General features: G+C 60.4%; 14 protein-coding genes and 1 pseudogene. 3 read left to right on the top strand and 12 right to left on the bottom strand.

All coding sequences use genetic code 11. From position 1 onward, the window contains the following. Positions 1-333: 333 nt before the first annotated feature. Positions 334-1569, bottom strand: a complete 1236-nt coding sequence (locus tag U1708_RS19685; RefSeq protein ID WP_332747944.1) for an integrase — start codon at positions 1567-1569, stop codon at positions 334-336. A gap of 441 nt (positions 1570-2010) precedes the next feature. Here U1708_RS19685 and U1708_RS19680 point away from each other — a divergent pair, with 441 nt between their 5' ends. Both U1708_RS19680 and U1708_RS19675 read left to right on the top strand, forming a co-directional pair. After that, positions 2011-2802: a hypothetical protein gene (locus U1708_RS19680; RefSeq protein ID WP_332747942.1), complete on the top strand. Its 792-nt coding sequence runs from the start codon at positions 2011-2013 to the stop codon at positions 2800-2802. 851 nt (positions 2803-3653) lie between these two features. Next, entirely contained in the window at positions 3654-4328 is a 675-nt protein-coding gene (locus U1708_RS19675) for a nucleotide-binding protein (protein ID WP_332747941.1), read from the top strand. Between the two features lie 406 nt (positions 4329-4734). Here U1708_RS19675 and U1708_RS19670 read toward each other — a convergent pair whose 3' ends face one another. From U1708_RS19670 to U1708_RS19635, 8 genes are all read right to left on the bottom strand, one after another. Further along, positions 4735-5019, bottom strand: coding sequence for a hypothetical protein (locus U1708_RS19670; protein WP_332747938.1), 285 nt, complete (start codon positions 5017-5019; stop codon positions 4735-4737). 605 nt (positions 5020-5624) lie between these two features. Then, positions 5625-6461, bottom strand: a complete 837-nt coding sequence (locus U1708_RS19665; RefSeq protein WP_332747936.1) for a CsgG/HfaB family protein — start codon at positions 6459-6461, stop codon at positions 5625-5627. Between the two features lie 15 nt (positions 6462-6476). After that, complete coding sequence (locus tag U1708_RS19660) at positions 6477-7223, bottom strand: hypothetical protein (protein WP_332747935.1); 747 nt, start codon at positions 7221-7223, stop codon at positions 6477-6479. Then, positions 7213-7542 carry a hypothetical protein gene (locus U1708_RS19655; protein ID WP_332747934.1) on the bottom strand — a complete coding sequence of 110 codons (330 nt, stop codon included), beginning with the start codon at positions 7540-7542 and terminating at the stop codon, positions 7213-7215. The genes U1708_RS19660 and U1708_RS19655 overlap by 11 nt, the downstream gene beginning before the upstream one ends. 28 nt (positions 7543-7570) lie before the next feature. Beyond that, positions 7571-8332: a type IV secretion system DNA-binding domain-containing protein gene (locus tag U1708_RS19650; protein WP_332747933.1), complete on the bottom strand. Its 762-nt coding sequence runs from the start codon at positions 8330-8332 to the stop codon at positions 7571-7573. 2 nt (positions 8333-8334) lie between these two features. Next, positions 8335-11595: a MobF family relaxase gene (gene mobF / locus U1708_RS19645; RefSeq protein WP_332747932.1), complete on the bottom strand. Its 3261-nt coding sequence runs from the start codon at positions 11593-11595 to the stop codon at positions 8335-8337. 1 nt (position 11596) lies between these two features. Then, entirely contained in the window at positions 11597-13942 is a 2346-nt protein-coding gene (locus U1708_RS19640; RefSeq protein WP_332747930.1) for a type IV secretion system DNA-binding domain-containing protein, read from the bottom strand. 538 nt (positions 13943-14480) lie between these two features. Then, on the bottom strand, positions 14481-14648 hold the full coding sequence (locus tag U1708_RS19635) for a hypothetical protein (RefSeq protein WP_332747928.1): 168 nt from the start codon (positions 14646-14648) through the stop codon (positions 14481-14483). A gap of 136 nt (positions 14649-14784) precedes the next feature. Between U1708_RS19635 and U1708_RS19630 the strand changes: the two genes are divergently transcribed. Then, positions 14785-14979 (top strand): hypothetical protein, encoded by a 195-nt coding sequence (locus U1708_RS19630; RefSeq protein ID WP_332747926.1) that lies wholly within the window; start codon positions 14785-14787, stop codon positions 14977-14979. Between the two features lie 180 nt (positions 14980-15159). Here U1708_RS19630 and U1708_RS19625 read toward each other — a convergent pair whose 3' ends face one another. The 3 genes and pseudogenes from U1708_RS19625 to U1708_RS19615 all read right to left on the bottom strand — a co-directional run. After that, on the bottom strand, positions 15160-15741 hold the full coding sequence (locus U1708_RS19625) for a hypothetical protein (protein ID WP_332747925.1): 582 nt from the start codon (positions 15739-15741) through the stop codon (positions 15160-15162). Between the two features lie 385 nt (positions 15742-16126). Next, positions 16127-16354, bottom strand: a complete 228-nt coding sequence (locus U1708_RS19620) for a CCDC90 family protein (protein WP_332747923.1) — start codon at positions 16352-16354, stop codon at positions 16127-16129. A 71-nt stretch (positions 16355-16425) separates the two neighbouring features. Then, positions 16426-16527: pseudogene (locus tag U1708_RS19615) on the bottom strand (IS630 family transposase); the annotation flags it as partial.

The raw sequence follows: 16527 nt of genomic DNA, 5'->3' as shown, positions 1-16527 counted from the left end.
TTTGAGCCCTCGCGAGGAGATCGACTGACGATTATGCGGCAAGGACTTCAATGTTCAGGACGTGGAAACCAGTCCCGGGGCTCGAGCAAGAAAGCTCGCTGAACCGATGTGGACCACGTTCTTCGAACTGCATACCGGCCCGTGGCAACCTTCAGGCCACGCAAGAGGCCTGACACACGAGCGATAGAAGCGCTGCGCTGCAGGACGTCAGAAAATCACCTTGCATAACCGGGGGCATCCACACACGCCCCGGGTTTGTCGGAGGCACAAACTTCTGAGAAGGCGGAGCCATGGCGAGTAAGACTACGAACAAGTTTGCGATCGAGGTGTTACTTAGCTTCTGATCCGTGACAAAACCCGCGCAGCGACGTTGCTGCGGGCAGCAAGTTTCCGCCCGTAGCGCAGCGCGGTCGACGGTGATGACCAGCGCAACGCTTGGGCGATCCCGACACCGTCCTCGCCAGCCGCAAACAGGTCCTGCGTGAGGCCGACCCGCAGCGAGTGGCTCGACAGCGCCCTTGCCGCCTCCTCGACCTTTGCAATCGGCACCCCGACCAGCCCCTGATCGAAGGCACTCAGTGCCACACGCCGATAGATCCCATTGACACCCTGCCGGCTCAGTGAGGCCGTACCCACAGTGTAGACGGTCCGCGCTGGTTCCGCCTTCTTGCCCTTGAGCTTCTCCTGCCAGTGCCGCGTGTGCCCGGGGATTGCCTCGTACGCCATCGGCGGAACCGCGGCGCGCAGTCGGCGCCGATCGACCCCCACGCGGCGAAAGACCGGCCCGTCGGTGATGGCGCTCGCTACCAGCCAGGCGCCGACCCGGCGCATCGTGTCCGCGGACAGCCAGCCCCACGCCCCCTGCCCGTCCTGATCGGTCTTGGACGACGGAATGAACAGGAGTGCCGAACCGTCGCTGTGCGGATCGATATGCGCAACGGTGACGGCGACGAGCTCGCTGACGCGCAATCCCGCATCATAGCCGAGCGACAGCAGCGCGCCATCACGCAGGCCCTGCAGATCGCCGCCACAGGCGCCTAGCAGCGCGGTCAGCGTAAACCCCTTGGTATGGGGATCTAGCGAGGCCCCGAAGCGCAACGGGGCCGCCTGGCGTTGGGCCGCGCCACGACGCCGACGCAGGCCCTTGAGCGCGGCGCGGACCATGACATGGCTGGTCGGTGCGTGCCCCCTCTCCTGCAGCCCTGACAGGCTGTGGGCGGAAGCAAGGCTGGCAACCCGCCGGGCCACCGTCGCGGGCTTGGCGCCCCTCGCCTCGAGCATGGCGATGTAGCGGACCAGGTTTTCGGGCTCGGCCGGCAGCGGGGCGACACGGATGTCCTCACACCAACGCAGATAGCAGGCAAGGTCCGACGCCAGCGCCGCCTTGCTCGCCGCTGCCATAGCGCCGAGCTGCGCCGCGAAGCCGATCTCGCTGACAGGGCCGGTATCAGCGGACAGCGCAAGGCCCAGCAACCGGGTAACGCGGGCATCGATCGGCTCGACCAACCCACTTCGTGCCCTGACCGGAAGCCCCTCCCCGTCGGTGCGGTGGACGACGATTTCGCTCATAAGGGCCGCGCCCGCTGGTCCGATTTACCCTGCATTCCGGCTTCGTAGCACATCGCTGTAGTTACCATAATGTCCGATTATGGTAAGTGACTCGGACAGTCAAAACGCGGCGCCTAGTGATGTGCAGATTACTAGCGTACTGCGATCTCGATGCCGCACCTTGATCTCACTTCGCTTGGCTACGCGTTCGGTCGACTGGCTGGCGCAGCGCGCTTTGCGTCCTCCGAAATCCGCAGGGTTGCTAGCTTAGCAACCGTCGCCGGCGCATGGCGTGCGTATCGGCGCGACGCTGGCGCCGGCGATGTCGGTCCTGCGCATCAGCCAAGTAGCGACCCTAGTTCGATACTTATGACCGACGACCCCCGCCGCGATGCTGTCGTGCTCTGGCTTGCTGCACACGGGGTGCCGGCGATTGCCGATGCGGCAACGGCGGTCGTTCGCATGGTCAACGCGACGCACGTGTTCGAGGTCGATGCGCTGGCATTGCTTATCGCCGCTCAGGACGCGGTGGCGCAGGCGGATGCCCGTGGTCCCCTTACCGCTGCTTGCGGGCTGGCAGCCGTGGGTCCGGATCATCCGCTCCACGGGCTGGCGCGCGCTACGGCGGCGGTTGACGTCTTGATCCGTGCGCCGGATTTCGCCGAAGGCGCTGGTCATGAGGCGCTACTCCCCCTGCCCTCCCGGTCGATACGGCATTACGTTGCGTCCGAGCCAGCGGGATGCTGGGCTCTGAACCTTGTGCTTGTTGCACGTGGTATCGTCCCACCCGTTACCGGGCTCGTCCCGCGCACTATCTTTCGCCTCGATCTGGCGGACGCCGAACGGGCAGCCGCGCTCGTCGACCATAGCAATCGGGAAGCGTTGGCCGCGTTTACGAACTTCGAGCGCATGGAGTCGGCATTGGGTCGCGGTCGCGACGCCCTTGTTGGCTTATCACGCAACGCCCGAGCGTTTGAAGCCTGGACGCTTTTGGTGGCGCTTGGTCCGACCACGCGCAAGCAGCTCACTCACGCACTTGGCTTGTCACGCGCCGGTGCCGATATCCAGGCGCGCGCGCTTGCCGCCGCAGGCCTCGTCATGCTCGAAACAGGAGGCTTAGTAACCCCTGCCCTTCCCGGTTCGCCTCCGTCGTCGCCTGCTACCCTCGATCACGGTCCGCTTTGTGCGGCGGCTGCAGATCTCGATCTTTCCCTGGCGGAAATTGACCGCATTTTGTCACGGCGCAGGGACTGAACACAAGCTCACCGCTTTGTAAGGGCTTACACCGTACATGCGCGCAACCAGTTCCTCATAGTTCCACGCGTTGCGTGACACTGCGTGACAACATGTTATAACGCGCTTCATTTCGTGGCTGGCATCTATCAAGACGCGGATGACTCGCGGGAACCGAACACTTCGAACCGAGCTACTGTGGGAACACTGCCGTCATTTCGAACGATACGCTTTTCGCCCAAGTGCATGGCACCGCGTGAGCGTACGTGGAAGCGTATGCCGTACAGCACGGTTACCTGAGCCGCCTTGTTGCGCGTTGCCGTGCGGCGCCGTTCATTTCAACAAGCAGCAACACCGGGCGACGCGTGAAACTGCGTCGTAGTATACGGTCACACGTGACACTGCGTGACAACGGCCTGTAGCGGGCTGAGGCGTGTGGCCTGTTGTTGCCGTGTGTGACCACGCGTTGAGACGCGTGACGACGCGTGATGACGCGTGGTTCCATAATTAATTTGGCCGGATGCAGTGTTCACGCTTCGAAGCGTGGAACGTCATGGCGGCGCGTTGAGATGCGTGGAAACGCGTTTCGTTTAATGACGCTACGTGACATGGAACAAAATTAGTCTGACTAGGGGAGAGCAGCAACGCGCAATCCCGCGCGGAAACGCTTTAGCGTCGACTTCCTATTGCGATAGGATGACGAAGCGCGGAGCAACACCGAAAGCCGCCTGAACGACTTTCGACAAGAGCGCAACGTAACAACCTAAAACGCGCTGTAACGCGTTTACACGCACGTCCGCGCGTGCCGCCATGTTGCAACGTAGCCCGATGTGCTATACCTCGACAATCTACAGGGCAGGGCAGGGCAACGCATGGCAATTATATCGCTTTTTTCGCCCAAAGGGGGGGCCGGGAAGACGACTACAGCATTGCTGCTAGGAACGACACTCGCCGTCGACGGCTACGACGTTACAATGATAGACGCTGATCCGAACGCGTCTCTGTCAATGTGGACTGACGATGACAATAATATCCCCAATCTTACAATTCAGAAAGAGCCAAACGAAGACGAGTTGGTTGGTGCCATCCAATCTGCCCGTGAGGGCGGAAAAACAGTAATTGTGGACTTGGATGGTCGAGCGTCTACGAGAGCGACTCATGCTCTACTCATGAGCGATCTTGTTCTTGTGCCGTTCCGAGGCTCAATGCTTGATGCCGACCTCGCTGCGAAGGCTCAAAAATCTATCAACAACGCTGCCGTAGCTCGTGGCAGACCCATCCTGTACCGAGGTGTTCTTACCAACGCGCCAGCAAGCACTAGGTTTTACGCTCGTGAACTTACGCACGTGATGAACCTCTTGCGCGATATGCCATTTCCTTTGTTGGAAACCGCAATTGCAGAACGCCAGGCGTACCGTGCCCTCATTTCCTACGGCGGGACACTCGCCCAACTGAATCCGAAGGCCGTCCCAGGAATAGAGACGGCAATCATCAACGCAAACGCCCTCGCTAATGAGATCGTTAGCCTTCTTGGAGGTGATAAATGAGCGACGAGACACCAAGGCCTCGCAAAACTCTTCCGAGCGCAGCGGATGGCCCGGACGCCCCTCGCGTAACTCGGGAGCAGATCCGGGCTGTCGAAGACGCTGTTGCCCCGTTGGGTATAACCCGTGCGGTTCGGGTGCCCACCCCCGGTGAAGCTAAGATCAACTATTCTGTACGCACAAGCCGTGATACTCAAGACCGGCTCAAGCACTATGCTTATATCGAGCGTATCACAATCGGCGAGGCGATTGAGAAGCTTCTAGATATAGCCGGTGCGGAAATGCCTAAACTATAACGTTACTGTCACGGCGACAAACGTTATAGATAGCATGGCGCTAGCGCCTATGAGTTCTTCGTAGCGACATCGACACGCGAGGCGCTGAGACCCCCCGCAAGCATCCACGTACGCTAGAGGGCCATTCCAACCGTGGTGAGGATGAAACCTGCAACACCGGCGCCTACTTTGCCGGCAGCACGAAGTCTTGCGGCGGTGCCGCGACGGGTAACATTCCAGCTCCGATCAATTGACGTTCTCAAACCTAAGACCCCGTCAGTAACTAGCATTGAGGCGATGACAAAGAGCAGGACGGTGATGGCCTTGGCGAGCACCCAAGCGTTTATGTCGAATAGCGCGAAGGCGATAACGACCGCCAAGGTCGAGACGCCGTAGATAGTACCGACTAGGTCTAGCACGTTGCAAAGGCAATACACTCGCCCCCTCGCGGTCATCCGGACGAGCGCCAGAGGTCGCCTACAGGTAGCACATGGATCGATCGTCCATGATTGGGGGAGGGCGCCTAACACCACGCTGCAGCATGGGCACCTGATTCCCTGTCGACGGATCGGTCTTGGGCTTGAGCGTACAACCGGCCTAACGGATGCGCTAAACCATTTACTCGTCGCCATACGGTCCCGTCCGATCGTCCCACACGATATCATCGTTGTCCGTGCCGTACTGCCGCGCTGGGGCCTCACCATCGAAACAGGCCGCGTCGCAGTGGACCATGGGTCGATCGCGGCAAACCATTTGCTTACCCTCGGACATGACCGGCCAGTTTCCAAGCCGCCTGCAGGGACTGTTGCGTCGATCACGGAAGCCACAAGGAACGGCGATCGGCGTGGTGACGGTTAGCGCCTTGTTCAGACCCTGACTGATGTCCTCAGAATCTATAATTTCATTCGCCGGGGCGAAAAGGTCGTTTTGCGTTATCATGCCGTTGTCCCGTCAGGGTGAAGGGGAGGGGGCTGGCTGTATTTCTGCGTTCCGCCCCTCCTTCCTCCTTCCTCCTCTCTCCGCTTCACGGCCGCGGAGCAGTTGGTGCCGTAGGCGACGCTTTCGTTCCTGCTGCTACAACCGGTAGCCCCGGGGCTGGCGTAGCGGTCGCTGGCGTTAGCCGGGCTTGGGCCTGCTTCGTCAGCTTCCCAAAGGCATCGAGCATGGCGAGCGACGTGATCTTGCCCATGTCTGTGCTGGTATAGGTTCCGCCCAATGCGCCAACACCGGCGTTGGTCAGGATCCCGCCGCCAAGGATTGAGAGGTCTTTCTTACGGGCCGACCCGGTGGCTACTGCCTGTTGAATCCCCGTCTTCACCTCAACCAGGGTCAACATCGTCTGGCTTGCTTTCACCTTCTGCTTGAAGCCAAGGCCTCCCGGAAACATTGAGCCGAGACCGACGCCGCTACCTCCAGAATCGTTGTCGGAATAAAGCACCTTCGCCTGCAGGAGGTAGTCGGCCGCCTTCAACGTGGCCTGATTGTTCGCGCCCGCAACAGATCCACCAGCGGCGAGCTGCCGTTCGCGCTGGAGAGCGTCGAAGCCCTCGCCACGGTCGACAACCTGGAAGCAGCCTGACTGCGCCACCAGCAGCTTCAGCAAGGGGAGGGGGTCAACCCGGTGACTTCCGCCGTTCTGTGCTTCGGCCATCCGGATCAGCGCTGCCATACCGGGAGGGAGCCCATCGGCGGGGCTGGCAGCGCTACGCTCCTCAACCAAAGCGATCGTCCCTAGTGCCCGGTCGCAGCGAGGCACCTCCGTATTCTCATCGATCCCAATGCCGCCCTTGCCGAGCTTTTGGGCTGTTGCGGGCGTGGCAGCGATCGCCAGCATCCCAAGGATTGTGAGTGTCCGATTCATGTCTGTTCCCCTTGTTCAGTTAAGCGGTTTTGGGTTGGTGATGTTGATGCTGGTATGGAGATTGCCTGCTGGCGACCGGTGCAGGTCGATCGTTTGGATGCTCCGGTGGTCGAAGATCATCGGGCGCACCACCGTTTCATAGGTCGTGGATGATCCAAACCAATTCGTCAGGCCGTGCCACTTATCCCCCTCAATGATCTTCATCCGGTAGGTGCCTGGCGGCACCGGCACGGACACATCCTCGTTCCGGTTTATGTAGACCGAGATGACGTGCGCATCGGTCCTGCGGTCGAACAACTGTACGACAGCATTTGTCTGCGCCGCTGTTACCTGGATTCGCGCCGTCGCGGTTTTTGGTTTGACGCTGCTATTTACTGTGACGGTTCCAGACGCGGGGAAGGGCAGTTCCGCCGCGCGATCGGGGATCCAGCCTGAGCGTTTCGCCTCACGATAGGCAGGGATTAAAATCGGCAGCGCGCATAGCAAGAATATCCATTTTTGCGCCGGGTGCGACCGACCACGTCGCGTCGGCCGATGCCGGTTTTTCTGATAGTCGAAGGTGCGATTGGCGGTGTTAAACCAGCCACCATCCCCGCTGCCGTCGCCTCCTCCTCCAATCCAGCTCGCGCTGCCGAGCGGCACCGCCTTGTCGTCACGAAGCTCGCGCCTGCCTTTGCGGTCATTCCACCACGTTGTACCGACGCTCTGTCCTTGGCGTTGACGGTAGCGATCGCGCATGTAGTCGCGGTCATCAATGCCCATTGGCCGCACTCCTCACTTCGCGCGCACGCCGGCTCACTGCGCGGCGGTGGAGGACACCGAGCTGCTGCGCAAAATCGGCCATGACGTAGGAGAATTGATCCGCAACCTCCTGTTCGGCATCGCACGTCGGTGCGATGGACGCGGCTGCCAGCACCAGGTGCGCAGCGGCGATCGGATGCGTCTTCATCAGGTGAAATGACTGGGTTCTGAAATTGTCGGCCAGATCGGTGTCTGACAGCTGCTCTTCCCGCTCACCTTCGGCAAAGAGGTGCGCAACATCCTCCATATCTACTGCTTTTTGGGACGGTTTTATAATCACGATCTTCTCCCCTTCTTTGATATTTATCTTAGCAACGCCCTTCGGTTATGCTCTGCCAAGGCACCGACAGCTGTGACGCGTCGCGCAACCGCGCGCCGGAACTACTCGCTGTATGAATTTGCACGATTTGGACTTCCCGCCCGTCGTTCACCTCAAGCCTCGCGACGCAGTCGATGGCAGCCTGGACCGAGCGGCAGGCACCGTCGTTGACGGCAGCACCGGCAGTGACGAACAACACCGATCTGGGGCTCTTGGTCAGCCAGCGGCGGATTGAAGTGATGTTAGTCGGGGAGCCAGTCGCAAAGCGGCCTGCATCTTCTTGGAGGCGCGCTAGTGCCGTCCAACCCGCACGCGTGTCAGCCGGGCTGTCGAGATCCAGGTGCATCGCGTCCGCAATCGAATTGTACTCGAAACCACGAACTTTCTCTGAAACGTCCTGCAGCCGAGCACCGGGTTTGGCCGCTACTTCCCAAAGCATGTCGGCAAGCACGCAACTCACAGCGTTGTAGATGTTGGGTGCAACGCCGTCTGAGCGTAGGATCGTCTCGCCGGCGCATGCGACTTCATGCTGTGTCAGGTGATCGGCAAAGAAGTCCCAGTTACCTTGCGCTGGGTCAATCAACAGATCGACCTCCTGGTCGGCATGGAGCCGCGCGAGTTGGCTACCTTCGTCGACGACCATCACGCGTCCGCGACCTTCCCTCGCTTGACGCAAAAGCAGCGAGAGAATGTCGGATGGAATGGTATCGCTCGTGCCGCAGAGGATCACGGTGGTTTGGGTGTCGGTCATCGTCACATGTCCAAACTGAGGTTCTTCTGGGGAAGGCCGCTCATCTGTTCGCCAGCCTCGATCATCGCCGGCAGGGCGCTGAGATCGTCCATATCGAGGGGCGGCATGCCAAGCTCATCGTCTTTCCGATCGCCAACAGCGTCTCGCCGATCGGCGTCCTGGCCGCCCGTCATCGACGGCATTTCGCCAACGAGGTTTTTGATGTCGGAATAGTCGGTCGTCGACGCTCCCATGGGTGGCAGGTCGGTCATGTCGAGGCTGGCGGGATCGATCAGAATCTTCTCGCTGCTCGCCTCGTCGAGGCTTTCCATCGCTTTCGTCAGCGCATCGTCGGCCGCTTTGGTGTGTACGGCAGCACCATCGATATCGAGGCGACCAAGGCTTTCTAGCGACGAGGTTTTGTCGCCCGGGTTCTTATCCAGCTGCATCTCGAGCTTCTTCAGGTTGTCGACGACCATGGTCAGGTCGAGGCGAATACGGGTGACACCGACGTTGAAGAGCCGCTGGTTCGACAGATTTCGCTCGAAGCTCTGCATCACCGTGATGGCTTTGTTGACGGTGATGCCCTGCGCCATGTGCATGTTGAGGGCGTAGGCGAGGTCCATCCGCTGCATCATCGGATCGTTCTTTTCGAGGGCGACCTGGTCCTTGTTACCCAGTTCGACCGTGACCTTGCCGTTGTCGATGCCGGCGATCGTCGCCAGCGAGGCATTGTAGATGCCGCGATCCTTGTCGTTGTCGGTCCACCTGATCCGGTCTCCCTCGTGGATCTGGATGGTCTCGATCGTCGCGAGCGATATACGATCCTTGTCGATCATCGGATCGATCTTCTGAGGGCTGAACTTGATCGACTTACCGTTTTTGACGATCTCGACCTTGCCGTTGGCAAAGGTTCGCCGCACCTCGGCTACACCGCGTTCAAGTTTAAGCTCCGGCACCGAGCCCTTGATCTCCAGCCGCTGCCCTTTCTCGTAGGTCTTGGCGTAGCGCAGGTCCTCACGCTCGATGTTCACGTTCTGGATGACCGCAATGGATAGCCCGTCACCTTTGAGCGTGCCCTCGTCCTTCAGGCCTTTCTGCACCGCCTGATTGATCGCTGCACGGGTCTCGCGGCCCGACGCGAAAATGGCCGTGTTGGCACGTTCATCCGGTGACAGGGCCAGCCACAGGTCGGAGGCGTGCGCCGATGGATCCTCATGCTCAACGACTTTGTCGCCGAGCACCTTCATGGCCTGCCCCGCCTTGCCGATGTTGGCCAGCGCCGCGACCGTGCGCAGCTGGTCAGTCTGCTGGCGAAGGTTGTCATCCATGCGAGCCATGCCGATTTTGTCGGCTTGCATCATGGCAAAGGCCTTGCCGGCATCGATCGGGAGGAGCTGCTGGCGATCGCCGATCAGTGCGACTTTCTCGATGCCGAGCGATTCTGCGATCGTCAGCATCTTGAGCATGTCACGGTTCGACACCATCGACGTCTCGTCGACGACGATGATCGTATTCTTCAGCTCGTCACGACGCGCCTGGGCCTCCGGCGTGTTCGGGTTGGTGACGTGCTTTTCGTTATGCCAGATAAAGTGAGCGATCGTCTCGGCTTTGACCCCAGAATCCTGCATTTGATCGACGGACATCTCGCGAGCGGGGATGGCGCCCGGCCGCGCCATGCCTTCCTTCATGTCCGCGACCATCTTGTTCTGGAATGCCAGGCCCATCACCGATTTGCCCTCGGACTCAACGACACGGGCAACCGCCTGCAGCATGGTCGACTTACCGGCGCCGGCGATGCCCTGAACCGCGACGATACGGTCCGAGGTCGAGACAACCAACGTCGCCGCGGCCAACTGTCCTTCGTTCAGTGGGTGAGGGGAGGCGGCCTGCAAGCGATCTGGCGCCTCCGAGGGCGTGACGATCGGGGCGCCTGCGTCTTTCCCCTCCCTGACCCGCGCAAGGATGCTCTCTTCGGTCTTGAGCGCCTCTGGCGTCGTTACCGCCTCGACGGTCTGGCCCGCGACGATAATCTGGCCGGAGAGGAGCTTACCCTTCTCGACGAGTTGTTCGACCCGTGCCTCGACATGGTCGATCGTGACGCCTTTCAAACCGAAGTCGAGCGCCTTCTTGGCAACCGCGTCCTTATCGAATGCCGCTTCACGCTGGTTAAGACCACGAACTGCAGATGCGACGGCGAGCTGCGCGTTTGCATGCCCTGTGGATTTCGCCAATCGCACGAAGCCCCGGTCGACGAGCGGGTCGGGGGACCGCAACAATCCTGACACTGTGTCCATTGCAACTGCTACCGCCTCGGCGATCGCCACGTAGCTGCGCCCTATGGGGCCTGCAGTATCGCGTTGCTCCTGCTTTGCTGCGTTCTGCAATGCTCCTTCGAGCAGCGTTTTGCCGTCGAAGCCTTGCTCCGCTGCTTTCGCCATCCAGTCCAGAACAAGCCCATCGCGATCTTCGACATTCAGCTTGGGATCGCGCGTGTTGACGGTAACGCCATCGCGGCCCTTGGGCGAGACGATGCCCAGCTCGGCCGCCTTTTCCATGATTTGCTCGCGTCGCTGGCTGAAGACCTCCAGAACCGCTTTTGGGACGCCGACAATCTCGAACGTGCCATGCTTACCGTCCATCCGGGTCTGATAGCCCAGCTTCTCCAACTCGTTGCGGAGGAAGCTATGGTAGATCGAGCCGATGACGGTGTTGCTGGCCCATAGCTTTTGGGCGTCGAGGGCCTGCCATTTGCCGTCGGGCATCTGCGTCATGTTGGCGACGATGGCGTGGATGTGGGCCTGCGGGTCTAGCGCTCTGCTCGTGTCATGCTGGAATAGCGCATAGACCAGATTACCGGTCTTCACCGTCTCGGTTTTGCCGTCCTTGGTAATGCGGCCGGCAGCAATGTTTTTCTCGACCCAGGCCATGGTTTGCTGGACCGCTTTGGTCTGCGCACCTTCTGGCCCGAGGATCCGTTTATCGCCGGCAATATAGGCCATCACCGAAACCGATTTGGGCGCGGAAAAGGTCAGGTCGAACCCCGGACGTCGTCCTTCCCTGACGTCAACCTTATCACCCGACGGCAACTCACCGCTTAAGACCTTCGCGAACGTTTCCTTAGCGACGGCGCGGGTGAGGCCAGCTGCGGCTGCACCCGCGCCGCCCCACAGGCTGACGTCACCGGCCTTCTCATCGGTATAATATTCCCCCGCGACGAAATCGTCCTTGGCGAAATAGTTGGCTGCCCCGGACGCAGATTTCACGGATGCGATCGAGTGCATGTTAGTAGCTCAGTCCATCGTCTTCAGGTCCCTTAGGGAAGGCATCGCGCGCCTCACGGATCGACAGGTCTTCCGCACGCTCGGCCATCGGCGCCGGACCGCTTTTGTGAGGCTGGTTGCCTTCGGCTCGAGGCTGCTCCGATTGGACGCTCGTCGACCGCGATCGGTCGTCGCGAGGCACGTCTGCGATTTTCTCCCGCGTGTCGGCCGGCAGGACTGGCGGCTCACTGCGCGCCGTCGCCTCGATCGGCATTCCGTCCCGCGAATTATCAACCTCGCCCTCGGTCGGTTGCGACAGGATATTGGTGGCGAGATCGTTGGCCTCATTGGCGGGCACAACCCCTTCCTCCTCAAGGCCAGGCGCACCACCACGCCCTACGTCATCGCCACCACCTTGAGGCTTGCCACCCCCTGGGCGAACAACTGGACCTGGCTCGTCCGGCTTGCCGGGTTTGCGAGCGATGAACCCTTCGGCGATGGTGGGGTAATGCTCCCATTCGAGGCGGGTGCGAGCCGCGGGAAAGCCGTCGGGAAACTTCACGAACCCATGCAGGCTGGGCAGGTTCATGATGTCGTCAGGAATGACCAGCGGCTCGATCTGCTTGCGCGGGGTCAGCGTCGAGGCGTCCCGGGTATTGTTGTAGCCGTAGCTGTAGCCCTCATCCATCTGCCGGATCTCGCGGTTGCCGATGTAGCGAGAGCCCTGTTCCGCGGTGTCGAGATCGGCCGCAGCAAGGATCAGTTTGGTACGTGCGAGTGACGACAGGTTACGGGCATTTTCCTCGCCGTAAACCTGCACGAGCTTGTCGAATGAGTGCAGTCCAAGCACCATCGCACCGCCAAAGTTTCGGGCGGTTTGGAGACCGTTTTCAATCGCGGGCAGGCGGTGCAAGGCGCCGAGTTCATCGAACACGAACCAGGTGCGCAGGTCCCGCGTTTTCCGCATCGTCATCAGCGAGTGGATCGCCAGGTTGGACCAGAGCGTGAGGAGTGCCCGGTTCATCTCCAAGTCCGTATAATTCGACGTAATGAACAGGATCGAACCGGGCTTCTTCTCCGACGTCATCCAGTCCCTGATTGAGTACTGAGGACCGTCGTCCGGCAAGAAGCGGAGGACCTGCGCATTCGTGTTGAAAACCGCACGGATCGATTCCGCCATCTTGGCCGCCTCCGGGGCGGTAATGGGGTCGGCGATGGTGTTGGCGAGATGCTTGTGGACCAGCTTCAGGTCGGCGGTCATCAGGTTGTCCGCCAGCGCCTTGTTGGACGTCAGCTTCTTCTCGATGAGCTTCATGCACATCTCGATGAAGAGGGTGCGTGCGGCGAGCGCCCAGAAGGGGTCAGCCGCCCCGCCATCGGATGGAATTAGTGCGCTCGCAGCGGCTGTGAAATCGCTGTAGGAATGACAGTCGTTGAAGATCGTCCAAGCCGGGCAACGGGCATCTGCCGGATTGAGAATTGTGTCGCGTTCGGGGTCGTAGAACGCTTCGACATACGCCCCGGTCAGGTCGAACACGACGGCGGTGTCTTCACGCTCGCGCATCTGCGCGAGAAGTTTGCGGAAAACAGTCGTTTTACCCGAGCCGGTGGTGCCGAGAGTCATGAAATGTGACTGCTCTAGCCGGTGCGGAAACGGGATGCCCGCGACGCTGTAGGGGTGGTGAATCCCGCCCGCTTTTCGAGCCTTGAACTTGAGCTTCAAAACGTATTCAGGCGGCTTGCCCGGAAACAGCCGTTGGGCCTCCTTCACGAACTCGACTTTGTTATGCTCGGCAATCTCGGAGTAGAGGAGGTCACGATCGACCAGCATGGCGCCGCGCTCGTGCCGCTCCTGGATCATTGCCTTGCCGCGGCGGGCCGAGAAGTCGACGTACCAAATCGACAGCGGGATCGTGATGCACGACGCGATCGCCAGGGATCCCAAGAGGCCCTTAACTGCCTTGCTCCAGGCCAGAACAACGTCCGGGACGTAAGGCACGTAGCCCATGTACGTATGGCGCACGCTGTTGTCCGGCAGGCGCAGATTGATCTGCTTCATCGGGTCGAACGAAATCCAGTCCCACAACGAGGATAGGATGCGCATCGAGATCAGCTGGACGTTGTTCTCATCAAGGGTGAACGACAGGATCGCGGTGTATGCGATGACGAACACGCCAAGCCACATGTAGACCGGCATCTTGATGCCTTGCAGCCACATGAGCACCTGTGTGTTCAGCAGCTGGCTTCCACGGGTGAAGTTGCCAGAATTGCGCGGTGCAGCGCCGCGGGCTGAATGGTGTTCCTGGGGAATCGGCCGCTTGTCGTTGCGGATGTCCTGGCGGGGCGCTTTCGGGTCATCACGCGCCATGATGAAGCTTCATACGACGGTCGGTTTCGAGAACGAGGGTCTCGCGCAATTCCGGGTGGTTTTCGCGGATGATCGCGTCGAGCGCGACCTGCATATACTCGGTCACGCGAAGGTGCCGTCTACTGCTGTCATTCAGCAGCTTCGAGCGCTCGACGTGAACCTCTATGGCGCGTCGAATGATGTCCGATGGCGTACAGCCTATAGAGGCCGCTTCAGCGTCGATACGATCGAACAGGTCGCGGGGGACCCGGACCGAGCAATGACGATAGGATTTCAATTACCAGCTCCCTAGCAGGGGGGCTGGTGGGTCTTGCGAAGGAGCCTCGGTATACGGAACATCCCGACTGCGATCAAGGGAGAGACTTCCATAATCTCAGTCCCTGTGTGACGTCGTCCCACAGGAAAACGACGGTTTTCCGCCATTTTCTAAGTGTGGGACAACGTCACACAAGGCGTAACACGTTGTCCCACAGCTACAGTATTGACCAAACCACTGATATGCCACGGAAAAAGCAAGCGCAGCTTGCAAGGGTGTGCACTACTGTAGTCCCGATTCCTCCGTGTTGCTTGAATCGCCTTGGTCCTTCGTGTTGATGTGAAGGGGTCCCGGTTTTCCGTCGGGAAAAGGCCCGCCATCTTGGCGGAATATGAGGTCAAACCTGCGCTTCGCGCGGGTGTCGTCGAGCTGTTCGGCGATGAACGTCATGGGGTTTCCTCGGGTAATGCTGGTCGTCCTGGTTGCGGTCTTTTCTCGTGATTGATGGAAGGCTATACTGGGGTCGTTCAGAGCCCGATCAGCCTGACCAAAAGGCAAGAATATGGCGAAGTCACTAGACGCTGAAATGGCCGCGATCGAGGCCGAGGAACGCAAGCTCGCAGATCGCCGAAAGGCGCATGTGAGGAAGCTGCGTGAAACGGCGATCGGAACGGTCGAGAAGGTAGGGTTGCTGAAGCTCCCGCTGGACCGACTTGAGCGGATAATGGAGGCGGTGAAAACGCTTGGCGTGGACGAGGTTGAGAAGCGTCTCACGGCGTAAGCCTGAGACGGTTCGAGGCCGGGGCCCATCGTAATGGCCGCACGGGTTTGCTACCCTGTGCGGCCATTCTTTTTTCCGTAGGAAAGCGGCGAAGTCGGCTTGACGGTATCAAGCAAAAAAAGGGACGCGCCAGCCGTTAGGCTGGGCATCCCTTGCATGCTGTTTCGATATGGCGGGTGATCAGATCCAAGCCAGCAGATACTCTCCGTTGACAGGCTTGAGTGCCGCCATTTTTGAGAGCGTCTCGACATAATCGGCCATTCCCGGATCGGCATCGAGCCGTCGCCGGATACGCGGATCCATCAGGCGTTGTCGCAGCTCGGTCATCGGGACCATTCCAGCGATCGATCGATCGATGCCAAGGCCTTCCAACAAAGTGAGCGCGGCCGGGTTCGTCAGTGCGATTTCCGGGGCCGCATCCGGGTTCCGCGACAACCGCATCTCGATGTCGCGCGCCCGGTCGGTCTGAGCAATCCGGACCCGTCGACCAAGGAACTGCGCCTCGTCGAGAATCGCGATCACGGAGGGATCGTGATCGAAGCATCGCGCGACCGTTGCCAGCGACAGATGACAGACACGCGCATCGAACTCGAACCACGGATCGCCCGTCACGCCGTAGACCGGTAGGAGCAACGCAAAGCCCAATCGCAGCGCCTGTTCGGCAAGCATGTCGCGAAACGCTGCCAACTGTTCAGGGGTGATGACGGCAGCGCTTGGCGGTAGGATCGAACGGCCGTCTTCGACGCGGAATGTGATGGTCATGCTGACCTCCTTCATTGAAACCGCAAATTCCTCCCTCCCTCCTCTCCGGTTGGGATGCGGGACGCCGGCAATTACGCACGACAGTCCGATCGGCGAGGCGTAGCCAGCGCGCGGCCGAAGGGCCGCTGCGCGTAAGCGAGCGAGGCGTATCGGGCAGGGGAAACGGCTTGATTGGAGGGGGCAGCAGCAGCGCCGGGGCGGGCTCAATGCCCGCACTGGCGCTTCCCCGGCCGATGCGTAGCAAGGGAGGCCCGTAGGGGCCGAACCGACGCGAGCGAGCCGGTCGGGCGGCCGCGAAATAGGGCACCGAAAAAGGGCCACCCGGTCGCCGGATGGCCCTATAGTCGTGAGACGGTGAGGGGAGGAGCCGTAGCCCCTCCCGAGGTCACTTAATAAACTGAGCGTATGCCGTAAGCGCTGCCCCAACTGCGATCGCGCCAGTCATCAGCGAGCCCAGTCCGATGATGTACCATTTGAGCCCATCGATCGATGTCTGCATGCCTTTGAGGCCGCTATCCAGCTTGACCTCCAGTCCGGCAATCCGCTGATCGAGTTTGAGCTCGAGTCCGGCGATCTGCTGCCTGAGTGGTTCCACTGCGCGACCTACGGCCATGTCGATCTGCTCCTCGACGACAGCGACTGCCTTTGCAGCTGCTTCGTCCTCGATATTAGAGCGGTTTCTGATCAGTCTGCATCGTAACCAGCGGCTGCAAAATAGTTCGAGCATTCCTGGGGTGAGTAGAGGTCCACGATGCGGCCGATGGCGTCCCAGAGGCCATGGATGGT

The organism is Sphingomonas arabinosi, from assembly GCF_036663715.1.
GTDB lineage: Bacteria > Pseudomonadota > Alphaproteobacteria > Sphingomonadales > Sphingomonadaceae > Sphingomonas.
This window is presented reverse-complemented; position numbering and strand designations above follow the sequence as displayed.